General features: G+C 56.2%; 27 protein-coding genes. 19 read left to right on the top strand and 8 right to left on the bottom strand.

Going from position 1 to position 22802, the window contains the following annotated elements; genetic code table 11:
• Nucleotides 1–33 precede the first annotated feature (33 nt).
• On the bottom strand, nucleotides 34–282 hold the full coding sequence (locus LAC65_RS06375) for a GlsB/YeaQ/YmgE family stress response membrane protein (protein ID WP_039383925.1): 249 nt from the start codon (nucleotides 280–282) through the stop codon (nucleotides 34–36).
• A 171-nt stretch (nucleotides 283–453) separates the two neighbouring features.
• Here LAC65_RS06375 and LAC65_RS06370 point away from each other — a divergent pair, with 171 nt between their 5' ends.
• Together LAC65_RS06370 and LAC65_RS06365 are read left to right on the top strand one after the other, a co-directional pair.
• Entirely contained in the window at nucleotides 454–1185 is a 732-nt protein-coding gene (locus LAC65_RS06370) for a flagellar brake protein (protein ID WP_039385803.1), read from the top strand.
• Nucleotides 1186–1274: 89 nt separating this feature from the next.
• Nucleotides 1275–2402 (top strand): mechanosensitive ion channel family protein, encoded by a 1128-nt coding sequence (locus tag LAC65_RS06365; protein WP_039383923.1) that lies wholly within the window; start codon nucleotides 1275–1277, stop codon nucleotides 2400–2402.
• Nucleotides 2403–2417: 15 nt separating this feature from the next.
• Here LAC65_RS06365 and emtA read toward each other — a convergent pair whose 3' ends face one another.
• Nucleotides 2418–3029, bottom strand: coding sequence for a membrane-bound lytic murein transglycosylase EmtA (emtA, locus tag LAC65_RS06360; protein ID WP_039383922.1), 612 nt, complete (start codon nucleotides 3027–3029; stop codon nucleotides 2418–2420).
• 182 nt (nucleotides 3030–3211) lie between these two features.
• Here emtA and ldcA point away from each other — a divergent pair, with 182 nt between their 5' ends.
• Both ldcA and LAC65_RS06350 read left to right on the top strand, forming a co-directional pair.
• Nucleotides 3212–4135 (top strand): muramoyltetrapeptide carboxypeptidase, encoded by a 924-nt coding sequence (gene ldcA / locus LAC65_RS06355; protein ID WP_039383921.1) that lies wholly within the window; start codon nucleotides 3212–3214, stop codon nucleotides 4133–4135.
• Between the two features lie 23 nt (nucleotides 4136–4158).
• Nucleotides 4159–4821 carry an MBL fold metallo-hydrolase gene (locus LAC65_RS06350; RefSeq protein ID WP_039383919.1) on the top strand — a complete coding sequence of 221 codons (663 nt, stop codon included), beginning with the start codon at nucleotides 4159–4161 and terminating at the stop codon, nucleotides 4819–4821.
• On the opposite strand, the gene LAC65_RS06345 is transcribed toward LAC65_RS06350, so the two are convergent.
• From LAC65_RS06345 to LAC65_RS06335, 3 genes are all read right to left on the bottom strand, one after another.
• Nucleotides 4822–5235: a GNAT family N-acetyltransferase gene (locus LAC65_RS06345; RefSeq protein ID WP_039383918.1), complete on the bottom strand. Its 414-nt coding sequence runs from the start codon at nucleotides 5233–5235 to the stop codon at nucleotides 4822–4824.
• 19 nt (nucleotides 5236–5254) lie between these two features.
• Nucleotides 5255–5638: a hypothetical protein gene (locus LAC65_RS06340; protein ID WP_039383917.1), complete on the bottom strand. Its 384-nt coding sequence runs from the start codon at nucleotides 5636–5638 to the stop codon at nucleotides 5255–5257.
• A 151-nt stretch (nucleotides 5639–5789) separates the two neighbouring features.
• Nucleotides 5790–5969: a hypothetical protein gene (locus LAC65_RS06335; protein WP_039383915.1), complete on the bottom strand. Its 180-nt coding sequence runs from the start codon at nucleotides 5967–5969 to the stop codon at nucleotides 5790–5792.
• 204 nt (nucleotides 5970–6173) lie between these two features.
• On the opposite strand from LAC65_RS06335, the gene LAC65_RS06330 reads away from it, so the two are divergent.
• The 3 genes from LAC65_RS06330 (at nucleotide 6174) to LAC65_RS06320 (ending at nucleotide 7488) form a co-directional block, all read left to right on the top strand.
• The gene (locus LAC65_RS06330; protein WP_039383913.1) at nucleotides 6174–6503 is read left to right on the top strand and encodes a hypothetical protein; all 330 of its coding nucleotides are present in this window, start codon (nucleotides 6174–6176) and stop codon (nucleotides 6501–6503) included.
• A gap of 62 nt (nucleotides 6504–6565) precedes the next feature.
• A complete protein-coding gene (locus LAC65_RS06325; protein WP_039383911.1) occupies nucleotides 6566–7117 on the top strand; it encodes a hypothetical protein in 552 nt (183 codons plus the stop codon).
• A gap of 122 nt (nucleotides 7118–7239) precedes the next feature.
• A complete protein-coding gene (locus tag LAC65_RS06320) occupies nucleotides 7240–7488 on the top strand; it encodes an ElaB/YgaM/YqjD family protein (protein ID WP_039383909.1) in 249 nt (82 codons plus the stop codon).
• Between the two features lie 39 nt (nucleotides 7489–7527).
• On the opposite strand, the gene LAC65_RS06315 is transcribed toward LAC65_RS06320, so the two are convergent.
• Nucleotides 7528–7725: a DUF6404 family protein gene (locus LAC65_RS06315; RefSeq protein ID WP_039383907.1), complete on the bottom strand. Its 198-nt coding sequence runs from the start codon at nucleotides 7723–7725 to the stop codon at nucleotides 7528–7530.
• 293 nt (nucleotides 7726–8018) lie between these two features.
• Between LAC65_RS06315 and LAC65_RS06310 the strand changes: the two genes are divergently transcribed.
• Complete coding sequence (locus LAC65_RS06310) at nucleotides 8019–9275, top strand: mechanosensitive ion channel family protein (RefSeq protein ID WP_039383905.1); 1257 nt, start codon at nucleotides 8019–8021, stop codon at nucleotides 9273–9275.
• A gap of 46 nt (nucleotides 9276–9321) precedes the next feature.
• Here the strand turns inward: LAC65_RS06310 and icd are convergent, their stop codons facing one another.
• Nucleotides 9322–10572: an NADP-dependent isocitrate dehydrogenase gene (gene icd / locus LAC65_RS06305; protein WP_039383903.1), complete on the bottom strand. Its 1251-nt coding sequence runs from the start codon at nucleotides 10570–10572 to the stop codon at nucleotides 9322–9324.
• Between the two features lie 131 nt (nucleotides 10573–10703).
• Between icd and rluE the strand changes: the two genes are divergently transcribed.
• The 8 genes from rluE (at nucleotide 10704) to LAC65_RS06265 (ending at nucleotide 18509) form a co-directional block, all read left to right on the top strand.
• Entirely contained in the window at nucleotides 10704–11342 is a 639-nt protein-coding gene (gene rluE, locus LAC65_RS06300) for a 23S rRNA pseudouridine(2457) synthase RluE (protein ID WP_052246481.1), read from the top strand.
• Nucleotides 11343–11369: 27 nt separating this feature from the next.
• On the top strand, nucleotides 11370–11843 hold the full coding sequence (locus LAC65_RS06295; protein WP_039383899.1) for an NUDIX domain-containing protein: 474 nt from the start codon (nucleotides 11370–11372) through the stop codon (nucleotides 11841–11843).
• Between the two features lie 40 nt (nucleotides 11844–11883).
• Nucleotides 11884–12996, top strand: a complete 1113-nt coding sequence (mnmA, locus tag LAC65_RS06290; protein WP_039385800.1) for a tRNA 2-thiouridine(34) synthase MnmA — start codon at nucleotides 11884–11886, stop codon at nucleotides 12994–12996.
• A 34-nt stretch (nucleotides 12997–13030) separates the two neighbouring features.
• Nucleotides 13031–13672 carry a high frequency lysogenization protein HflD gene (gene hflD, locus LAC65_RS06285; protein WP_039383897.1) on the top strand — a complete coding sequence of 214 codons (642 nt, stop codon included), beginning with the start codon at nucleotides 13031–13033 and terminating at the stop codon, nucleotides 13670–13672.
• Between the two features lie 44 nt (nucleotides 13673–13716).
• A complete protein-coding gene (gene purB / locus LAC65_RS06280) occupies nucleotides 13717–15087 on the top strand; it encodes an adenylosuccinate lyase (RefSeq protein WP_039383895.1) in 1371 nt (456 codons plus the stop codon).
• Between the two features lie 108 nt (nucleotides 15088–15195).
• Nucleotides 15196–15864, top strand: coding sequence for a two-component system response regulator PhoP (gene phoP, locus LAC65_RS06275; protein WP_039383893.1), 669 nt, complete (start codon nucleotides 15196–15198; stop codon nucleotides 15862–15864).
• 4 nt (nucleotides 15865–15868) lie between these two features.
• Nucleotides 15869–17329 carry a two-component system sensor histidine kinase PhoQ gene (phoQ, locus tag LAC65_RS06270; RefSeq protein WP_039383891.1) on the top strand — a complete coding sequence of 487 codons (1461 nt, stop codon included), beginning with the start codon at nucleotides 15869–15871 and terminating at the stop codon, nucleotides 17327–17329.
• 58 nt (nucleotides 17330–17387) lie between these two features.
• Nucleotides 17388–18509 (top strand): ribosomal protein uL16 3-hydroxylase, encoded by a 1122-nt coding sequence (locus LAC65_RS06265; protein WP_039383889.1) that lies wholly within the window; start codon nucleotides 17388–17390, stop codon nucleotides 18507–18509.
• Nucleotides 18510–18552: 43 nt separating this feature from the next.
• On the opposite strand, the gene pepT is transcribed toward LAC65_RS06265, so the two are convergent.
• Nucleotides 18553–19782, bottom strand: coding sequence for a peptidase T (pepT, locus tag LAC65_RS06260; protein WP_039383887.1), 1230 nt, complete (start codon nucleotides 19780–19782; stop codon nucleotides 18553–18555).
• Nucleotides 19783–20068: 286 nt separating this feature from the next.
• Between pepT and potA the strand changes: the two genes are divergently transcribed.
• From potA to potC, 3 genes are read left to right on the top strand one after another with little or no spacing between them, the layout of a single operon-like run.
• On the top strand, nucleotides 20069–21184 hold the full coding sequence (potA, locus tag LAC65_RS06255) for a spermidine/putrescine ABC transporter ATP-binding protein PotA (protein ID WP_039383885.1): 1116 nt from the start codon (nucleotides 20069–20071) through the stop codon (nucleotides 21182–21184).
• Nucleotides 21177–22028, top strand: a complete 852-nt coding sequence (gene potB, locus LAC65_RS06250) for a spermidine/putrescine ABC transporter permease PotB (protein ID WP_199181684.1) — start codon at nucleotides 21177–21179, stop codon at nucleotides 22026–22028. The genes potA and potB overlap by 8 nt, the downstream gene beginning before the upstream one ends.
• Nucleotides 22025–22798 carry a spermidine/putrescine ABC transporter permease PotC gene (potC, locus tag LAC65_RS06245; RefSeq protein ID WP_039383882.1) on the top strand — a complete coding sequence of 258 codons (774 nt, stop codon included), beginning with the start codon at nucleotides 22025–22027 and terminating at the stop codon, nucleotides 22796–22798. The genes potB and potC overlap by 4 nt, the downstream gene beginning before the upstream one ends.
• The last annotated feature ends 4 nt before the right edge of the window (nucleotides 22799–22802 follow it).

Genomic DNA, 22802 nt, shown 5'->3' with positions numbered 1-22802 from the left:
CCCGGGGCCGCGGTTTTTTTTATGCGGGCAGAATTAACTGCGCACTTTACGGTAGATAAACAGCACGACAATGGCGCCGATCACCGCAACAACAAAGCTGCCGAAGTTGAACCCGTCAACTCTGCCAAAACCAAACAGGGTACTGATCCAGCCGCCGACAACCGCACCGATAATACCCAGTACCACGGTCAGGATAAAGCCGCCGCCATCTTTACCTGGCATAATCCACTTAGCGAGAATACCGGCGATCAGACCAAAAATAATCCATGAAAGAATACCCATTTGTTGCTCCTTACGTTATGAATCAAGGTGTTCACTGCGATAAGTATAGACGGGATTTTTTTCCCTGCAGCGCGACTGCCGCTTTAATCATCAGCCAGCCGCTAAAGCTTCAGAGCGTTACGCCGATAATCGTCGCATAACGATGATATGCGCAGCAGCGGGGAGCAGGATGTGAAAGATGCCGATAACGAACAGTATCTCAAGCGGGGTACGTTAGCGGTTTTGAATGTGATGAGGGATCTGTCGCGCTACCAAACTCCGCTAATGGTGACCTTTAATCGCGTGCAGTTTATCAGCCGCCTGCTGGTTGCCGATGAGGAGTGCATCATTTTCGATCTGGGCAGCAATGCGCTGAGCAATGAGTGGGTGCTGGAGAGTCCCGACTTCAGCGTCTGCGCCGAAACCTACGGCGCCAAAATTGAGTTCACCCTCGCTGCCCTGACGCTGGTTGAATATGAAGGCTTACCCGCATTCAGCGCACCGCTGCCGGCGTGCGCCTGGCAAATCCAGCGCCGCGAATTTTTCCGTATCAACGCCCCGCTGGAGCCGGTTTTCTGGTGTTACACCCGGTGGCCGGACGACAGCCCGGCGCGCTTTCGCCTGCAGGATCTTTCGCTGGGCGGGGTCGGGGTATTGCCGGAAGGGCCGCTGCCGGAGGGCCTTACCCGGGGGGATAAGTTCAGCCAGCTGCGGGTTGAGCTGGGTGAATTTGGTCAGTTTGAGGTCACCGCAGAGCTGCTGCATATTGGCGAGCGCAGCGTAGTCCGTAAAGGCGAAGCCTGCGTAATACCGCGGCTGAGCTTTCGTTTCACTGCCATTGAGCCCGTGCAGGAGCGCCAGCTGCAGCAGGTGATCTTCGCGCTTGAACGGCTGGCACGTGATAAGGCGAGCCGCTTTCAGTAACTGCCGTTACGCCTGCAGGATATCTCAGACAGGCTATGCTTCTCCTTGCCCTTTATTTTAACCAGCGCCCGGCAAGGAGAAACTCCCCCATGGAAAACTGGCTTTCAGCCTCTGGCTGGCAACGCATTTTTCTTAATCAAACCGTCTGGATCAACAGCGCCATCATCCTCTTTGGCACCCTTATCGTCTGGTGGCTGCTGCGCACCGCTATCCGCTTTGTGTCGAATCGTATCGCCCGCTACAGCGAACAGCGCCACGTGCGCTTCACCGCCATTCTTGTTGAGATCCTGCGCAGCACCAGCCAGTCGCTGCTGCTAATCTTCTCCCTGCTGATTTCGCTGAAGTTTGCGGACCTGCCGGCCAACTGGAGCGTGGCGATTGCCCACAGCTGGTTCCTCGCGCTGATTTTGCAGTTCACCCTCTGGATCGACTGCGGCATCCGTTTATGGCTGAAAAGCATGCTGCGCGATCCGCTGCACGTGCGTAATCCGGTCACCACCGTGATCCTCGGCATTCTGCTGCGGGTGGTGGTATGGGTAATGATGCTGCTGGCGATCCTCTCCAACATGGGGATCGACATTACCGCACTGGTGGCCAGTTTAGGCGTCGGCGGTATCGCCATTGCGCTGGCGATTCAGACCGTGCTGAGCGATGTGTTTGCGTCGCTGGCGATCGGCTTTGATAAACCGTTTGAGCACGGTGATTTTATAGTTTTCGGCGATATCGCGGGTTCCATTGAGCACATCGGCCTGAAAACCACGCGTCTGCGCAGCCTCGGCGGCGAACAGATTGTCTGCTCAAACACCATTCTGTTACAGCAGACGATCCACAACTACAAACGGATGCAGCAGCGGCGCATCGTGTTTAAGTTCGGCATTAACTACGGTACGCCGGCGGAGAAAGTGCGGCAGATTGGCGGCATGGTGAAAACGATTATCGAAGGCGTGCCCGACACCCGTTTTGACCGGGCGCACTTTCTCTCGTTTGATGAGTCGCAGCTGACGTTCGAAGTGGTCTATTTCGTGCTGAGCGCGGATTACAATGTTTATATGGATATTCAGCAGGAGATTAACCTGCAGCTGATGGCGCAGCTGGAGCAGAAGCAGATCCGCTTCGCCTTCCCGATGCGCCGCGTCGAGTTTACCGGTGGGGTACTGCCGCGTATCAATCTCAGCGATGCGTCCAACGAAGCACCGGCACAGAGTGCGCAGCGCTAAGCTGCGCACCGCGCGCTAGCCAATTGTGCGGTAGGCGGTGGTCACTTTCCACAGATAGCGCGGTGCCTGCGCGGCCGGATGTTTGTTTTGCACGTGCTGGTAAAACTCATCCGGCGACATCGCGTTAATCATCGCAATGGCGCGGTCGCGGTCGCGTGAGAAGGTGCGCAGTAGCGCACCGGCTCCATTGGCATAGGAGACAATGGTGGCGTAGCGCAGCGTCAGCGGATCGCGGATACCGGCCAGCGCCGACTCCTGCAGAATACGCAGATAGGCGACCCCGATATCGATGTTTTTAGCCGGATCGCGCAGCTCGGCCGTTGAGGGCTGCCCGTGACGGCCCTGCACGCGATAGACTTCGCGCCCCGCCGTCGAGGCTTTGATCTGCATCAGACCCACCGCGTTAGAGCGGCTTACTGCAGCAGGATTACCGCCCGATTCGACACTGATAATGGCGCTGATTAACTTCTCATCAACGCCATAATGAGTGGCAGCATCTTCTGTAAACAGCGCCCAGGCATCATTAATTTTTGAGGGCGGAGCCTGAGTGAGAGGCGTATTGCGCTCAGGCACTCTGGGTTTTTCCGGTTCACTGGCACAGCCTGCCAGCAGTAAAGCAGAGAGCATAAGTAGTCGAAATTTCACTGTTTTTCAGGTTCCGCTATAAGAGAGGCGCAGGCTATCATAGCCATGACGGCCGGCAGTAAAATTACCGTTATTCTGAAAATGACAAAATTCATTTTGCTGTCGTGACGCCGTTCACGCAGTTTGTCACTATGCACACTTAAGCAGAGAGCAGGAAAAGCGCAATGCACCCAGCCCGTTCCTTTCGTTTAATCGCCCCTTCTGGCTATTGCCACAACCAGGATGCTGCCCGGCGCGGCATTGAGCGGCTTCAGCATGCAGGCCACCGGGTGGAGAATGGCGCAGTGGTTGCCCGCCGCTTTCAGCGCTTTGCCGGTACGGACGCAGAACGTCTGGCGGATATCAATGCGCTGGCTGCATCAGACCCGCTGCCGGACATTATTCTGGCAGTGCGCGGTGGCTACGGTGCGACCCGCCTGCTGGACAAGCTGGATTACCGCAGTATCGCGCAGCGTCTCAGCAGTGAGCCAGTCGCGCTGTGCGGCCACAGTGACTTTACCGCTATTCAGCTGGCGCTGCTGGCGCAGACCGGCCTGATAAGCTTCAGCGGCCCGATGCTGGCCGGTAATTTCGGCGCGGATCCCGTTTCAGCGTTTACCGAACACCATTTCTGGCAGGCCATTTCCTCTCCGGAACTGAGAGTAAACTGGCAGAGTGAAAGCCCGGACTGCGGCAGCTGGCAGGGCCGCCTGTGGGGCGGTAACCTGGCGATGATCTGCGCGCTGATTGGTACGCCGTGGCTGCCGCAGATTGAAGGCGGCATTCTGGTGATTGAAGATGTCAATGAACATCCGTTTCGCATCGAGCGCATGCTGCTGCAGCTGCAGCAGTGCGGCATTCTGGCGCGTCAGCAGGCGATTATTACCGGTAGTTTTACCAGTACCTCCCTCAGCGCCTATGATAACGGCTTCGGTTTCGACACTGTCTGGCAGCGCCTGCGCGATGAGTATCAGCTGCCGGTGATAAGCGATCTGGCGTTTGGACATGCGCCTGATACCGTCACGCTGCCGCTGGGTGCGCATGCTACGCTTGATATGAGTGCCGGCAACGCGCGGCTCAGCATCACCGGACATCCGGTGCTGCGATAATATGACATGCAGGAGATCGCCCTCTGAAGCCGCTTTATGAAGACTTATGGATCTCCACACCGGAATTTCCCGCTGAAGAGACCGCTAATGACCTGATGATGCATGGCTTTATGCTGCGGCATCCGCGCGGCAACCTGCTGATTGGCCGGGTTGAGAATCCGCTTGATCATGAGTTTCTGGCAGAGGCGGGTGGCGTTATTCGTCACTATCTTACGCACTGGCATGAGGCGGCGCCGGGAGCACGGCTTATTCAGCAGCGCTTCAGCAGTGCGCTTTACTGCCACAGCCGCTCGCTGGGGCCGGTTAGCCTGGTGGTTGAGCCGGATGAAACCTTTAGCCGCAGGGAGGTGCATTTTGGCGACTTCCATCTGCTGCCAACGCCGGGCCATACGCCGGGCAGCAGCAGCTATCTTTACCACTCTCCGCTCGGGCAGACCTATCTGTTTGTCGGCGACACCCTCACCTGCGACTACAACCGCTGGATCAGCGTGCTCAAGCCTGACAGTAATCCTGCCGAGCTGCAGCAGTCGCTGGAACTCTACCGCACGCTGCGACCCGATGTGGTGCTGATGAGCACCACGCGGGGTCACCTTTCATGGGTAAAGACAGACCTGTCCGGCTGGCTGGCAGCGATTGACGAAGCGGAGCAGTCGCCACTGGATCTGCGACAGCAGCCGCTGCTGTAGTCAGAGAGCTTTGGTGAGATAGTGGCGCTGATGATGGCGCGGATAGTTATTCAGGCTGAACCGGAGCTGATAACCCTGTTTTTCATAGAACGGACGCGCCTGAAAGCTTGCCGTATCCACCTGCGCATAGACGCAACCCCGCGCCCGCGCTTCGTTCTCTGCTGCCGTTATCAGCCGGGTGCCGGCCCCCTGCCCGCGCAGCGCGTCACTGACCCACAGCATGTCGATACGCAGCCAGTTACCGCAGGTTGATCCTGTCAGGCCTGCTATTTTCCCGCCGTCTGCATCATGAATAAACACGCCCAGCACTTTGATCTCGCTGACGTCAATAAAGCGGCTGTTGAACGCGTTAAGACCCTGTCTGATATCGTCGAGATCCTGCGCAGTAACGCTGTCGGTAACGCTGAGTGACATGGTGTTGTTCCTGTCGGTGTTAAGAAGAGGCGTGCTGACGATCGTCATAACGATCGAGAGAGACGATGGCGGCATCGCGCTTCACTGAACGCTGACAGGGAACCAGTTTGTCGCTCTGCGCATAAACAAAAAAGGTTTCACCGCTCTCTTTATTGATGACCAGCCGGTCGCCGTTGCGAAACCGCGTGATGGCAACGCTGTCGCCCCCTTCAAGGTGGAAACGCTGTTGTCCGGCGGCCACCTGAAAATGCCGCTTCGGCCACATCAGCGTGCTGAGCCCGTAACTGGCGCGGGATACCGTCATCGTGGCCCGCCCCGGACAGGTGATCTGAAATTCACTTTCGCTCCATGCCGGCGCAATCTGACAGGCCAGCAGGCCCGCGGCTATAACCAGAATTTTCATGCTGTTTTCGCCTGAGTGTGATGTAAAGGTTCGCAGGGTAACATAGCGGGAAGCAGATTAATGCATGGCGTGCCGTGCATCAGAGCGGGCGCGCCGAACATCTACATAGTAATAAAGCAGAAACAAAGCCGATATTGCATCGGCCTGAAGCTTACTCTGCGGCCACCTGAGCGGCCACCAGCATCAATGCCAGTCCGGCATCTTCTGGATCGAATTTATGCATCACATTGTGGATCGCCGTAACACAGTTTATGACCTGTTTTTTCTTATCGGCGTCCAGCTGATCTATCGCCTGCTGAAGAATCATTAAGCTGGCTTCTTCTTCTCTCATTCAATTACCCTGTCTTTTTCCTGTCTGGTGCACTGCGCTGGCAAGAATACCGTTTATCTGCTACCAAAGTCACCCCCTTACCTGCTTACCGCTTAACAGTTAAACAAAATGCAAATGGGAAGTGCAGCCAGACCTGCTATGCTCATATAAGCGATACGCGTTATCGTGCCACTGTCAGACAGGGAAAGAACCAGGAACAGGACCATGTTAAGACTGACTTATTTCATCATTATTATTGCGCTGACAGGCTGCAGCTCGACGCCAAAAGGGGTGGATTGTCCCGGTGAGGTGACCACGATTTATGGTCAGTCGCTGGGAAACACTCACGCCTGGATTTTTGATCTGGCGACCGCTTTCTCCGTCAGACGTGACAACGTCACGGTTAGCAGTGGCCCGCTCCACTCGACCGATCGCTTCCGCTATATCCCCTCTGCCATTACGACCGAAGGTTTTTATGCCCAGCGCCTGAGCGATAAACAGTTCCGGCTTATCAATCCTTACGAAAACACCATGATCACCTGGCAGTGTCCATAGCCCGTGCACCCCGCCGCGGGATAGTTTATTGTCAGGGTTTACGCTTGCGGCAGATACCGATAATGGAAAAGAGTCTCGATAATAACGGCTACATCGATTTCCCCTTCCGGGCCACCACCAATGAAGATGGCTCAGTGAATCCCTGCGGGTTTGATCTGACGCAGCAGCCCGAGCGGATCGACGAAATTAAAGCGGGTAATGATTCTGAAAATATGCGCCGGCTGCTGGAAGAGGTGAATCTGCAGGAGGGACTCTTTATGACGCTCGCCTGCGATCGTCAGCAGCGTGAAGACAGCGTCTGCGGATTTATCGACATCGCTTTTCGTCCGGATGTACTGCATACGCATGATGAAGCTGAACAGCTGGAAGCACGCTTTGAGCACTACCTCGGCTGTCAGGAGAGTCAACATGAGATGCCTGCCGGCTCGCTGGTCAACTATGCGCGCGCCGTGCTGGACTGGGGCTGGTCGCCGCTGCACCTGCGTCAGCAGCGCTATGAAAAAGTGACCGTCCGGTTTTACTGCCAGCAGCCCGAGGATGCTGAGTGGTGTTTTGATCATTTACGCCACTTCCTGGTAAGCTGGTACCCCTCCTGGCGCTGCCGTCAGGGGTAAACCGTTCCTGAACAAGCGTCGTTAAACAGAGATTGTTACATAACCTTTACCGCTGTCGGGTTGCCGGTCCGCCATTCTCTGACTACGCTGAAAGTGACATTCACCACTATCAGGGAGTCAACATGACTGACAAAGCGGAAGCAAAATTGAATGAAGCAGCAGGTGTAGTTCAGGAGAAATTTGGCGAACTGACGGGTTCTTCCCGTCATCAGGCAAAAGGTGCAGCACGGCGCTATCCGGCGCAGGCGAGCTATGCCGTACAGGATGCAGCTGATTGCGTGGTGAGGTCGGTCCGTGACAACCCGACTACGGGTCTGGCCGTGGCTGCCAGCATCGGCGTGATCGTCGGTTTCCTGCTGGGCCGCAAATAATCTGGTCAGCGGGGCCAGCCGGCCCCGCTGTTCCTGCGCTTACGCCGCCGCGCGTCGTGCTTTATAGCGCGCTACCATGGTACGCAGCGCCTGATAGATTAATCCCGCATACAGACTCATTACCACTGCCATGCCCGGCTCTTTTCCCTGCGCCTGCCAGGAGACAAACCACATAAACACGCCCCACAGCAGTGAAAAAAGTAGCCAGCCTTTCACAAACTTCACGATACCCTGCATAGTCTCTCCCCCGATACTGAGCGCTGACGATAGCGGCTTCTGCTGCAAAAGGCACGGCTATCCGGTTCAGGATGTTAACTGCTTCAAACTATGAGACTAGCCAGCGCGCAGATGGCACGGGTAATTATCTGATGCCGCTCGTCAGTCAGGCGGGCTTAGTGGTATAACTGCAGCCGGCAGTCAGCGGTGCTGAACTATTTTCTGACTGACACCGCAATTGCGCACGCGTCGCTTATCGCCCCGTACGGCTTTATGCTTGAATTCCCGCCACCCCGGACCGGCTACTGATTAACATGAGCTACTTCTATACATTCCAGAATTTTCTTGCCGGTGACACGGCGCTTGCGGCAACGGTCAGCCTGCTGCTGCTGGTCGCGGCGGCGATGATTGCGCACTTTATCTGTAAATTTTTTGTGGTAAAGGTGGTGCGTAAAGTCTTTTTCAGCGCGCATAAAAATCAGGTACCGCTGGATAAAGATGTGCGCCTGTCGGAAAAACTCTCTAATTTTATTCCGGTCATTATCGTCTACTATCTGCTGCAGTTTATGCCGGGTCTGCCGCAGCATCTGCAGATTGCGGTCAAGACCATCTGCGGCATTCTGTTTTTTATCTATCTTTCGCTGTTCTTTACGGAAGTGCTGGAGATCATCAACATCTCCTATACCAAAAAGTCGCGGCGTAAAAATCACTCGATTAAAGGCTATATCCAGATCGGTAAGATTCTGGTGCACATCCTCTCTGCGATCATGATCCTGGCAATTATGTCGAATAAGTCGCCGGTGATTATTATTTCCAGTCTGGGTGCGGTGGCGGCCGTTCTCATGCTGGTATTTCAGCACACGCTGCTGTCGCTGGTGGCCAACATTCAGGTTTCATCCAATGATGTGCTGCAGCTTGGTGACTGGATTGAGATGCCGGATAACGGCATCAGTGGTGAGGTCATCGATATTGCGCTGCACACCATTACTATTCGCAACTGGGACAACACGCTGTCGCGCATTCCCACGAAGAATTTTCTGACCGAAACCTATACCAACTGGCAGGCAATGTTCTCCTCCGGTGCGCGGCGTATCATGCGCAGCTTCTATCTTGACCAGACCTCAATTCGCTTTCTGGACTATGAGCTGGTGCAGCAGATGATGCAGATACGCGGGGTCAGTGAGCAGCTTTCCGTGCTGATGGATGGACGTGAACCCAGCGCGCCAGGCGACCGCTGGTTTGCCGAAAATGGCCTGACTAATCTGACCATATTTCGTAAATATCTGACCGCCTGGCTGACGCAGCGCGATGATATTAAGAAAGATATGTATATCGTGGTACGGGCACTCAAACCCTCACCCGAAGGGCTACCGGTTGAGGTCTACTGCTTTACCTCTTCCGTCATGTGGGCTGATTACGAAGATTCACAGTCAGCGATATTTGAGTATATCTATGCCATCGTCGGACAGTTCGCCCTGCGGATTTATCAGCATCCGGGCGGCCACGATTTCTGGCGCCTGTCGCAGGCGCGCGATGAGACGCTGCGTCAGAGCGATACAGCAGGCGAATAAAAAACGGGAGCCAGTGGCTCCCGTTTTGCACTCTGCCTGAAGCAGGTTACATGTTGCTGATGATCGCGTCGCCAAACTCTGAACATTTCAGCAATTTAGCGCCATCCATCAGACGTTCGAAGTCATAGGTCACGGTTTTAGCCGCAATTGCGCCTTCCATACCTTTGACAATCAGATCAGCCGCTTCAAACCACTCCATGTGACGCAGCATCATCTCAGCAGACAGGATCACTGAACCCGGGTTCACTTTATCCTGACCCGCATATTTTGGTGCAGTCCCGTGCGTGGCTTCAAACAGCGCGCACTCGTCACCGATGTTTGCGCCAGGTGCGATACCGATACCACCAACCTGTGCCGCCAGGGCGTCAGAGATGTAGTCGCCGTTCAGGTTCATACAGGCAATAACGTCATACTCTGCCGGACGCAGCAGGATCTGCTGCAGGAAAGCATCTGCAATCACATCCTTGACGATGATCTCTTTGCCGGTATTTGGATTGTTGAATTTCATCCACGGGCCACCGTCAATCAGCTCACCACCAAACTCCTCTTTCACCAGCTGGTAGCCCCAGTCCTTGAAAGAACCTTCGGTGAACTTCATGATGTTGCCTTTATGAACCAGCGTCAGCGAATCACGATCGTTAGTGATGGTGTATTCTAGCGCCGCACGGACCAGGCGTTTGGTACCCTCTTCCGAGCACGGCTTCACGCCGATACCGCACTGCTGCGGGAAGCGAATTTTCTTCACGCCCATCTCTTCACGCAGGAATTTGATCACTTTATCCGCTTCCGGCGTACCCGCTTTCCATTCGATACCGGCATAGATATCTTCGGAGTTCTCACGGAAGATCACCATATCGGTCTCTTCCGGACGTTTGACCGGGCTTGGCGTGCCTTTGTAGTAGCGTACCGGACGCAGGCAGACGTAAAGGTCCAGCTCCTGACGCAGTGCCACGTTCAGCGAGCGAATACCGCCGCCAACCGGGGTGGTCAGTGGGCCTTTGATGGCAACGCGGTACTCTTTGATTAAATCCAGGGTTTCCTGCGGCAGCCAGACATCCTGGCCGTAAAGTTCTGTTGATTTCTCACCAGTAAAGATTTCCATCCAGGAAATTTTACGCTCGCCGTTGTAGGCTTTCTTCACGGCAGCATCAACCACTTTCAGCATGACCGGGGAAACGTCAACGCCGATACCATCACCCTCAATGTAAGGAATGATTGGGTTATGCGGGACATTCAGTTTGCCCTGATCAAGGGTGATTTTCTGACCTTCTGCCGGAACAACTACTTTGCTTTCCATTAACCTCTCCTTCGAGCGATTTTTTGTTAATGATTTGTAAGATGCGGGTCAATACTACTTGAATATTTCCCCTACGCCAATCACCGTAATTTCGCGTTATAATGCGCCGATTGTTACTTACTGCAAAGCTCATGCGAAAAACATCTCAGAAAATTCACCCACCTAAACGCACCGCGGCGTCACGCCACGCTGCGCGCCGCCCGGCACGTTCCGTCGGCCCGCGCCGCGTGATTTTATTTAACAAACCCTTTGATGTGCTGCCGCAATTCAGCGACGACGCCGGGCGCCGCACGCTGAAAGACTTTATTCCGGTCAGCGACGTCTACGCGGCAGGCCGTCTGGATCGCGACAGTGAGGGGCTGATGCTGCTGACCAACGATGGCGCGCTGCAGGCGCAGCTTACTCAGCCCGGCAGGCGCACGGGGAAAATTTACTTTGTTCAGGTCGAGGGCGTGCCGCAGGAATCAGATTTATCCCGGCTGCGCAGCGGCGTTGAGCTTAACGACGGCATAACGCTGCCGGCAGGTATCGAAGCGGTCAGTGAGCCGGAGTGGCTATGGCCGCGCACGCCACCAGTGCGCGAACGCAAAACCATCCCCACCAGCTGGCTGAAAATCACCCTGTATGAAGGGCGCAACCGGCAGGTACGACGCATGACGGCGCATATCGGTTTCCCGACCCTGCGCCTGATTCGCTTTGCGCTGGGAGAGCATCAGCTTAATGGGCTTGCTCCCGGCGAGTGGCGCGATATCAGCGCTGAGTTTCAATAACCGCAGGTTAATCAGAGCGAGCGAACGATGTTTAAACCTCATGTAACCGTCGCCTGTCTGGTACAGGCGCAGGGTAAACTGCTGGTGGTTGAGGAGCGTGTCGCCGGACGCGTGACCTGGAATCAGCCAGCGGGCCATCTCGAAGCGGATGAGACGCTGCAGGAAGCGGCGCTGCGCGAGCTGTATGAAGAGACCGGCATCCACGCAGAGCTGCACTATTTTCTTGGCGTGCAGCAGTGGATTGCGCCGGATAATACACCTTTTGTGCGGTTTCTCTTTGGTGTTGATCTGCCAGCGCCGTGCGTGACCACGCCGCTCGACAGCGATATCGATTGCTGCTGGTGGCTAACACCCGAGCAAATTCTTACGTCCGATCAGCTACGTTCGCCGCTGGTCGCGGAGAGCGTGCGGCTGTGGCAACAGGGCGTGCGCTACCCGCTACAGCTGGTGGCGCCGTTTAACTGGCCGTTTCACAAGGGTGCGCATACCGTGACTCCATGATAGAATGCGCCGCCTGTTTTACTGTAATCAAGAGTGCGTCATGTCTGACAACAGCCAGAAAAAAGTAATCGTCGGAATGTCCGGCGGCGTCGATTCTTCCGTTTCCGCGTGGCTACTGCAGCAGCAGGGCTACCAGGTTGAAGGCCTGTTCATGAAGAACTGGGAGGAGGATGACGGCGAGGAGTATTGCACCGCCGCAGACGATCTGGCTGATGCACAAGCCGTGTGTGACAAGCTCGGCATAAAACTGCACAAAATTAATTTTGCCGCTGAGTACTGGGACAATGTGTTCGAGCATTTTCTCGACGAATATAAGGCGGGGCGCACGCCCAATCCCGATATTCTCTGCAATAAAGAGATCAAATTTAAAGCCTTTCTTGAGTTCGCTGCTGAAGACCTCGGCGCAGATTATATCGCGACCGGCCACTATGTGCGTCGGGCCGACGTGGCGGGCAAAAGCCAGCTGCTGCGCGGACTCGATGGCAATAAAGATCAGAGCTATTTCCTCTACACCCTGAGCCACCAGCAGATCGCCCAGAGCCTGTTTCCGGTCGGTGAACTGGAGAAGCCGGAAGTGCGCCGCATTGCCGAAGAGCTGGATCTGATTACCGCAAAGAAAAAAGATTCTACCGGCATCTGCTTTATCGGCGAGCGCAAGTTTCGCGATTTCCTCGGCCGTTACCTGCCTGCGCAACCGGGCGAAATTGAGACGGTCGAGGGTGAAATTGTCGGTGAGCATCAGGGGCTGATGTACCATACGCTCGGTCAGCGCAAAGGTCTGGGCATTGGCGGCCGCAAAGAGAGCAATGACGATCCCTGGTACGTGGTGGACAAAGATGTCGCACGTAACCGGCTGATTGTCGCCCAGGGCGGCGACCATCCGCGCCTGATGTCTGTGGGCCTGATTGCCCAGCAACTGCACTGGGTCGATCGTCAGCCGGTGACCTCCCCGCTGCGCTGCACGGTTAAAACCCGCTACCGCCAGAGTGACATCCCGTGTGAAATCCTGCCGCTTGGCGACGATCGCATCGAGGTGCGTTTCGATGAAGCGGTTGCGGCGGTGACGCCGGGCCAGTCTGCGGTGTTCTATCTGGATGACGTCTGTCTCGGTGGCGGTATTATTGAGCAGCGTCTGCCGCTGCCTGAGGCGTAAAACGGCGCCGCTGATTTTTCTGCAGGAGTAGAGCGTGGCTAAAAATTTTTATGATATTACGCTGGCGCTGGCAGGCATTTGCCAGGCCACACAGCTGACGCAGCAGCTGGCGCATCAGGGCCAGTGCGACAGCGCGGCGCTGCAGGTATCCATACGCAGCCTGCTTGATCTCAATCCCGCCTCCACGCTGGCGGTATATGGTAATGACGAAGCCAATCTGCGCACCGGTCTGGAGACCTTGATGGCAGTGCTGAACAGCGGCAGCCGTCAGGGTGCCAGTGCGGAAGTGACGCGCTACACGCTGGGTCTGATGGTGCTGGAGCGCAAGCTCAGCGGCAACAAAACCGCGCTGGCGGCGCTGGCACAGCGTATCGGCCAGCTCGATCGTCAGCTGGCGCACTACGGTCCCGAATCTGACACCATTACCAGCGCCATGGCGGGCATCTATGTCGATATCATCAGCCCGCTGGGCCCGCGCATTCAGGTTACCGGCTCACCGCAGGTGCTGCAAAATACTCAGGTACAGAACAAAGTACGCGCGGCGCTGCTGGCGGGGATCCGTTCAGCGGTGCTCTGGCAGCAGTGTGGCGGTGGCCGCCTGCAGCTGATGTTTTCGCGTCAGCGCCTGCTGAATGAAGCCAAAGCTATTTTATCCCGGCTGGGTCCGGCGTATTAAACGCTGCCCTGCCCTCATCTGTTAACGTTTCAGGAGTTGCACTGATGGAATTATCCTCTCTGACCGCCGTCTCACCCGTTGATGGCCGTTACGGCGATAAAGTCAGCCCGCTGCGCGCCATTTTCAGTGAGTTTGGTTTACTGAAATTCCGCGTGGAAGTGGAAGTTCGCTGGTTACAGAAACTGGCTGCGACCGCAGAGATCAGGGAAGTTCCTGCATTTGATGCTGACGCAAACGCTTTCCTTGACGCGATTGTCAGCAATTTTGATGAAACTGACGCTGCACGCATCAAAACCATAGAGCGCACTACGAATCACGATGTCAAAGCGGTTGAATACTTTCTGAAAGAGAAAGTGGCTGATGTGCCTGCGCTGCAGGCGGTCTCTGAGTTTATCCACTTCGCCTGCACCTCTGAAGATATCAATAACCTCTCCCATGCGCTGATGCTGGAAACCGCACGCCGCGACGTTATCACGCCCTACTGGCAGAAAATCATCGCTGCGGTGAAGGGACTGGCGCAGGAGTATCGCGATATTCCGCTGCTCTCCCGTACGCACGGCCAGCCCGCTACCCCTTCAACCATGGGCAAAGAGATGGCCAACGTCGCCTACCGCATGGAGCGGCAGCTGCGTCAGCTGGGCAACATTGAGGTGCTGGGCAAAATCAACGGCGCCGTCGGCAACTACAACGCGCACATCGCTGCTTATCCGGAAGCGGACTGGCATCAGATCAGCGAAGAGTTTGTCACCTCGCTTGGCATTACCTGGAACCCCTACACCACGCAGATTGAGCCGCACGACTACATTGCAGAGCTGTTTGACTGTATCGCGCGTTTCAACACTATCCTGATCGATTTTGATCGCGATATCTGGGGCTACGTTGCACTGAACCACTTCAAACAGAAAACCATCGCGGGCGAAATTGGCTCCTCAACGATGCCGCACAAGGTCAACCCTATCGACTTTGAAAACTCTGAGGGTAATTTAGGTCTGGCAAACGCGGTACTGCAGCACCTCGCCAGCAAGCTCCCGGTGTCACGCTGGCAGCGCGATCTCACCGACTCAACCGTTCTGCGCAACCTCGGCGTCGGCGTCGGCTATGCCCTGATTGCCTATCAGTCCACGCTGAAGGGCATCTCAAAACTGGAGGTGAATCGCGATCGCCTGCTGGATGAGCTGGATCACAACTGGGAAGTGCTTGCCGAGCCGATTCAGACCGTGATGCGCCGTTACGGGATTGAAAAACCCTACGAAAAGCTTAAAGAGCTGACGCGCGGCAAGCGCGTGGATGCGGCGGGCATGCAGGCCTTTATCGACAGCCTGGCGCTGCCGGAAGAGGAGAAAGTGCGCCTGAAGCAGATGACCCCGGCTAACTATCTGGGCCGCGCGGTGCAAATGGTCGATGACCTGAAGTAATTCCGCCTGCACAGGCGCGCACCGCGCGCCTGTTGCGTTGTTCTCTGGTTTAGCTCCCTTCACGTATACTCACTTTATTATCACTGAGTTTGCAGGTAAGGAAAAAGTATGCGTGTTCTGGTTGTGGAAGATAATGCTCTGCTGCGCCACCATCTCGCCGTTCAGCTGCGTGATATGGGGCATCAGGTTGATGCCGCTGAAGATGCGAAAGAAGCTGACTACTTTCTTCAGGAACATCTGCCTGACATTGCGCTGGTTGATCTTGGCCTGCCCGACGAAGATGGCATGTCGCTGATTCGCCGCTGGCGCAGCGACGCGGTGCGCCAGCCGATCCTGGTACTGACCGCACGCGAAGGCTGGCAGGCAAAAGTTGAAGCCCTGGAAGCTGGCGCGGACGACTACGTTACCAAGCCTTTTCATATTGAGGAGGTTGCTGCCCGCCTGCAGGCGCTGATGCGCCGCAATAGCGGCCACGCATCGCAGATCATCTCCCTGCCGCCGTTTCAGGTCGACCTGTCACGTCGCGAGCTGGCGGTGAACGACGTGCCGGTGAAGCTGACAGCATTTGAATATACGATTGCGGAAACGCTGATCCGCAACGCGGGTAAAGTGGTCAGCAAAGATTCGCTGATGCTGCAGCTCTATCCTGACGCTGAACTGCGCGAAAGCCATACCATCGATGTGCTGATGGGCCGCCTGCGCAAGAAAATCCTTGCACTGCATCCGACCGAAGTGATCAACACGGTACGCGGTCAGGGCTACCGTTTCGATCTCTGACGCCATGAACTGGTTTCGCCAGCTGCGCCCGCTCTCGCTCCGTACCCGCTTTCTGCTGGCGACCGCCGCCGTGGTCCTGTTTATCTCTCTCTCCTATGGCATGGTCGCGGTTATCGGCTATGTCGTGAGTTTCGATAAAAATACCTACCGCGTGCTGCGCGGTGAAAGTAACCTCTTTTTCACTCTGGCGCAGTGGCAGGATAACAAACTCACCATCGCGCAGCCGGAGCGCATGACGCTGAATTTCCCGACGCTGGTCTTTATCTACGATGAGCGCGGCAAGCTGCTGTGGCAGCAGCGCGACGTGCCGGAGATCCGGGAAAAAATTCAGCCCGAGTGGCTGCTGAAGCCTGACTTTTATGAAATTGACACCAGCAACCGCACCAGCCTGACGGCATTAGGCGATAACATTCAGGCGCAGCAGCAGCTGCACGCGCTGGACAGCAACAGTAACGACACCTTTACCCATTCAGTTGCGGTGAATCGCTACGATGCGACAGTCAACCTGCCGGCGATGACCATTGTGGTGGTGGATTCCATCCCGCAAGAGCTGCAGCACTCAGACGTAGTCTGGTCATGGTTCAGCTATGTGCTGGCGGCTAACCTGCTGCTGGTGATCCCGCTGCTCTGGCTGGCCGCTCACTGGAGCTTGCGCCCGATTGGCGATCTCACCGCGCAGGTGCGCGAGCTGGAGACCGGTCAGCGGGAAAACCTGGGCGACAACCCGCCGCAGGAGCTGAAAAGCCTGGTGCGCAACCTTAACCTGCTGCTGACCAACGAGCGTCAGCGCTATACCCGCTACCGCACCACGCTCTCAGATTTAACCCACAGCCTGAAAACACCGCTGGCAGTGCTGCAGAGTACGCTGCGATCGCTGCGCAACGGCAAATCACTCACCATCGAACAGGCGGAGCCGGTGATGCTGGAGCAGATCAGCCGTATTTCACAGCAGACGGGTTACTATCTGCATCGCGCCAGCATGCAGGCCGACCACAATCCGCTGCAGCGTGATTTTCACTCAGTTTCCGCCCTGCTCGACAGCCTCTGCTCTGCGCTCAACAAGGTTTACCAGCGCAAGGGCGTGGAGATCACGCTCGACATTCCCCCCGAGCTGGTGTTTGTCGGCGATCAGAACGATTTTATGGAAGTGCTCGGCAACGTACTCGATAACGCCTGTAAATATTGCCTGGAGTTTATTGAAATCAGCACGCGCCAGACTGACCAGGCGCTGCATCTGTTTATCGACGATGACGGGCCGGGTATTCCTGAAAGCAAGCGCGATCTGATTTTTGTCCGCGGCCAGCGGGCCGATACGCTGCGGCCGGGACAGGGGCTGGGGCTGGCGGTGGTGCGGGATATTCTTGAACAGTATGCCGGAACCGTCAGCGCCTCTGCCAGCCCGCTGGGCGGCACGCGCATGGAAGTGGTGTTCAGGCGGCAGGAAGTTACACATCACCGCGAGTAGAACCGGCTGCGGACTGTTATACTTGCCAGCAATTATTGCTCCAACCGGAACGCTTCGTATGGATTATCAGCTCGATATCAACCAGACCGACTTTATTCAGCGCTACTGGCAGAAACGCCCGGTCGTGCTTAAGCGCGGCTTCAAAAATTTCGTGGATCCCCTCTCGCCGGATGAGCTGGCGGGACTGGCGATGGAAAATGAGGTGGACAGCCGCCTCGTCAGCCACCATAACGACAAATGGCAGGTCAGCCACGGCCCGTTTGAGAGCTATGACCATCTGGGTGAAAGCAACTGGTCGCTGCTGGTTCAGGCGGTTAACCACTGGCATGAGGGCTCTGCTGCCCTGATGCGCCCGTTCCGCTTTCTGCCCGACTGGCGCATCGACGATCTGATGATCTCGTTTTCAGTCCCGGGCGGCGGCGTGGGTCCGCATTTCGACCAGTATGATGTCTTTATCATTCAGGGTACCGGCCGCCGGCGCTGGCGCGTGGGTGAAAAGGTCCCGATGAAACAGCACTGCCCGCATCCCGATTTGCTGCAGGTTGCGCCGTTTGACGCCATTATCGATGAAGAGCTGGAGCCGGGCGATATTCTCTACATTCCGCCGGGCTTCCCGCACGAGGGCTACTCGCTGGAAAATGCGCTCAACTATTCGGTCGGATTCCGGGCGCCAAATGGCCGCGAGCTGATCAGCGGCTTTGCTGATTATATGCTGGCTCATGAGCTGGGCAGCTATCGCTACAGCGATCCGGAAGTACCTTCACGCAGCTGCCCGTCGCGGATCCTGCCTTCTGAAGTTGAAGGCATTCGTCAGGTTATGCTGGATGTGATCAACCAGCCGGAGCAGTTCAGCCAGTGGTTTGGCGAATTTATTTCGCAGTCGCGCCATGAGCTGGACGTGGCGCCACCGGAGCCGCCGTATCAGCCGGATGAGATTTACGATGCGCTGCAGCAGGGTGACACGCTGACGCGGCTTGGCGGCCTGCGCGTACTGACGCTGGGTGATGCCGTCTATGTTAATGGCGAGCAGATCACCAGCCAGCATCCGCAGGTACTGGCCGCGCTGGCGCACCAGCATGAACTTGCTCTGGCAGATTTTGGTGACGCGCTGGATGACCCGTCACTGCTGGCGCAGCTGGCCGGTCTGGTAAACAGCGGCTACTGGTTCTTTGCTGATTAAAACCATGCGCCTCTCCCGCTTCCGGGAGAGGCGCTCTTCTGCGTTATGTCCGCTTCTCTGCCGCCAGCGCAGAGAGCCGCACAATCACTTCTGTCGCTTTTTGCATCACATTCAGTGAGGCAAACTCATGTTTGCCGTGGTAGTTATAGCCACCGGTAAAGATATTCGGACAGGGCAGCCCTTTCCACGACAGCGCGGAACCGTCAGTGCCGCCACGGATCGGCTTCACGTCAGGCTCAATGCCGCAGTCGCGCATCGCCTGCAGCGCCAGCTCAATAATATGCGGATGCGGCTCCACTTTTTCGCGCATATTGCGATAGCTGTCGCTGATCTCGACTTTAACCGAACATTCGCTCTGCAGCCCTTTGCCCACCCGCTGTCCGATGTTCTCCAGCAGCTGTTTGCGCTGTTCATAGCTGTCTGCATCAAAATCGCGGATCAGATACATCAGCTCAGCGTGCTCCACCGTGCCTTTGATAGAGTGCAGATGGAAAAAGCCTTCGTAGCCGTCGGTAAACTGCGGCTTCTCCTGAGCAGGCAGCTCGGCGTGGAAGCGCATCGCCAGATCCAGCGCATTCACCATGACATTCTTTGCGCTGCCGGGATGAACGTTATTCCCGGTGATATAGACCATCGCAGTTGCGGCGTTGAAGTTCTCAAACTCAAACTCGCCGAGACCGCTGCCATCCATGGTGTAAGCCCAGTCAGCCGCAAACCCTTCCACGTCGAAGTGCGACGTGCCGCGGCCGATCTCCTCATCCGGCGTAAAGGCAACCCGGATAGCGCCGTGCGGCACGTCACCCTTTGCCAGCTCCGCCATCGCCGTCATAATCTCCGCAATGCCCGCTTTATCATCCGCACCCAGCAGCGTTTTGCCGTCGGTCGTGATCAACGTATGTCCGGTCAGCTTATGCAGCACCGGGAACATCACCGGCGACAGCACTTCATCCCCGTTACCCAGCGCAATGTCGCCGCCGCGATAGTTCTCCACGATCTGCGGATTGACGTTTTTCGCCGTGTAGTCGGGCGAGGTATCCATATGAGAAATAAAGCCGATAACCGGCACTGGCCAGTCGACGTTGGCCGGCAGCGTACCCATTACGCAGCAGTGGTCGCTCAGCGATACATCGACAAAGCCCAGTGCAATCAGCTCTTCCTGCAGCTGACGCGCCAGGATCCACTGCCCCTCACTGCTCGGCACCTGCCGCGCCTGCGGTTTAGCCTGCGTCTCTATCGCTACGTAGCGCAGAAAGCGTTCCAGTAACTGTTCCATCCGTTATCCCCCTGTTTAAGCCGGTGTTATTATTGCGGCGGCAGCTGCCCGCCGTGTTGCGCGATATCACTCTTCTTTAGGTTAGCCTGCCTGCCATAGCGTGTACCAGGTAAATTATTGCCGGCTGGCCTGTCACGCACAGTTCAGTAGTTTGCCCTCTTTTCCAGGTAATTCAGCGGTAAATTATGGCATTAGATAAATTTTCAGGTATTATCCCGCCTTCACTACGGCTCGCTGTCGCCGGCAGCGAGCCGCTATCCTGATCCCTTCAGACTGAGTGACTAAAATGACGCAAACATGCGCACAACAGGCGCTGGTTACGCTTTCTGGCATCAGTAAAGCTTTCGATGGGAAAACCATCATCTCTGATTTCAACCTGCATATCGGACACGGAGAGTTTATTACTCTGCTGGGCCCGTCAGGCTGCGGGAAAACCACCATTCTGCGCCTGCTTGCCGGACTGGAAACCACCGACAGCGGCCGCATCACGCTGGATGGCAGCGATATTACCGATACGCCCGCTGAGCAGCGTCATATCAATACTGTGTTTCAGAGCTACGCGCTGTTTCCGCATATGTCCGTGTTTGAGAACGTCGCATTCGGTCTGCGCATGCAGAAGCGCCCCGCCGGTGAGATCGTTCAGCGCGTTAATGAAGCGCTGGCCATGGTGCAGCTGGAGAGTTTCGCCGACCGGCGCCCGCATCAGCTTTCAGGGGGACAGCAGCAGCGGGTCGCTATCGCCCGCGCCGTGGTTAACCAGCCAAAAGTCCTGCTGCTGGATGAGTCTCTCTCGGCGCTGGATTATAAGCTGCGTCGTCAGATGCAGAACGAGCTGAAAGCGCTGCAGCGCAAACTGGGCATCACCTTTGTTTTTGTCACCCACGATCAGGAAGAGGCGCTCTCTATGTCAGATCGTATCGTGGTGATGCGCGACGGTCGCATTGAGCAGGATGGCACGCCGCGTGAAATTTATGAAGAGCCGGGCAACCTGTTTGTGGCGCGTTTTATCGGTGAAATCAACGTCTTTGACGCCGAGGTGATCGCGTGCGACCGCGCGCCCACCATCCGCGCGCGCGTTGAAGGCATCGCCTGCGATCTGCACTGCCCGTTTCCGGTAGCGCCCGGTGATAAACTGCACGTGCTGCTGCGCCCGGAAGATCTGCGCGTTGAAGAGATTGCTCATGACAGCCGCAGCGAGTATCTGACCGGTTTTGTTCGCGACCGCAGCTATAAAGGCATGACCCTGGAGTCCTCGGTGGAGCTGGAGAACGGCAAGCTGCTGACGGTCAGTGAATTCTTCAACGAAGATGACCCCGATTTTGACCACTCGCTGAATCAAAAAATGGCCATCCGCTGGGTGCCGGACTGGGAGGTGGTACTGCCCTATGAAACTGATGCGTAATCGTCTGCAGAAAGCGATTGTTGCCCTGATTGTCAGCTGGCTGACGCTGTTTGTGCTGCTGCCCAATCTGATGATTATCGTCACCAGCTTTCTGACGCGCGATGATGCGCACTTTGTCAGCATGGTACTGACCTTTGATAACTACCGCCGCCTGCTCGACCCGCTCTATGCCAGCGTGCTGCTGCATTCACTGAATATGGCGTTTATCGCCACCCTGTGCTGTCTGCTGCTGGGCTATCCGTTTGCCTGGTGCCTGACCCGCCTCTCGCCGCGGCTGCGTCCGCTGATGCTGTTTTTGCTGATTGTCCCCTTCTGGACCAACTCGCTGATCCGCATCTATGGGCTGAAGATCTTTCTCAGCACCCGCGGCTGGCTGAACGACTTTCTGCTCTGGCTCGGCGTAACAGATAAGCCCTTTCGCATCATGTTCACCTCTGAAGCGGTGATTCTGGGGTTAATCTATATCCTGCTGCCGTTTATGGTACTGCCGCTTTACTCCAGCCTGGAGAAGCTTGACCGATCGTATCTTGAAGCGGCGCGCGATCTCGGTGCCAGTAAGCTGCAGACGTTTGTACGCATTATTCTGCCGCTGACTCTGCCCGGCATTGTCGCGGGCTCCCTGCTGGTATTTATCCCGGCGATGGGCATGTTTTACGTTGCCGACCTTATGGGCGGCGCCAGAAATCTGCTGATCGGAAATATTATCAAAAGCCAGTTCCTGAACATTCGCGACTGGCCCTCTGGCGCAGCCACCAGCGTGGTGATGACGCTGCTGATGGGCATTATGCTGCTGTTTTACTGGCGGGCGGCGCGGCTGCTGAATAACCGTATGGATCTCTCATGATAGCGCGTCTGCTACGCGGCGGCTTTATGGCCGCAATCTATGCCTGGTTCTATATTCCGATGATTATCCTGATCGTGAACTCCTTCAACGCCTCGCGCTTTGGCATTAACTGGCAGGGATTCAGCACGCGCTGGTATCAGCTGCTGCTGAACAACGACAGTCTGATTCAGGCAGCGCAGCACTCACTTATCATGGGTGTGATCTCCGCAACCTGCGCCACGCTGATTGGCGCGCTTACGGCCGTCGCGCTCTACCGTTACCGTTTTCGCGGTAAACCCTTTGTCAGCGGGATGCTGTTTGTGGTGATGATGTCGCCGGATATTGTTATGGCGATCTCCCTGCTGGTGCTGTTTATGCTGCTGGGGATCTCGCTCGGCTTCTGGTCGCTGCTGTTTTCGCATATCACCTTCTGCCTGCCTTTTGTGGTGATCACCGTTTACTCGCGGCTGAAAGGGTTTGATGTGCGCATGCTGGAGGCGGCAAAAGATCTCGGTGCCAGTGAAGTGACGATTCTGCGTAAAATTCTGCTGCCGCTGGCGATGCCGGCCGTGGCAGCGGGCTGGCTGCTGAGTTTTACCCTCTCTATGGATGATGTGGTGGTCTCATCATTCGTTACCGGGCCGGGTTTCGAAATCCTGCCGCTGAAGATCTACTCCATGGTGAAAGTTGGTGTTTCACCCGAGGTGAACGCGCTGGCGACGATCCTGCTGCTGCTGTCGCTGCTGCTGGTGGCGATCAGTCAGCTACTGCTCCGTGATAAAACCCAATAGAGGA

Origin of the sequence: Pantoea eucrina, assembly GCF_020079945.1 — a bacterium.
Taxonomy (GTDB): domain Bacteria; phylum Pseudomonadota; class Gammaproteobacteria; order Enterobacterales; family Enterobacteriaceae; genus Pantoea; species Pantoea eucrina.
This window is presented reverse-complemented; position numbering and strand designations above follow the sequence as displayed.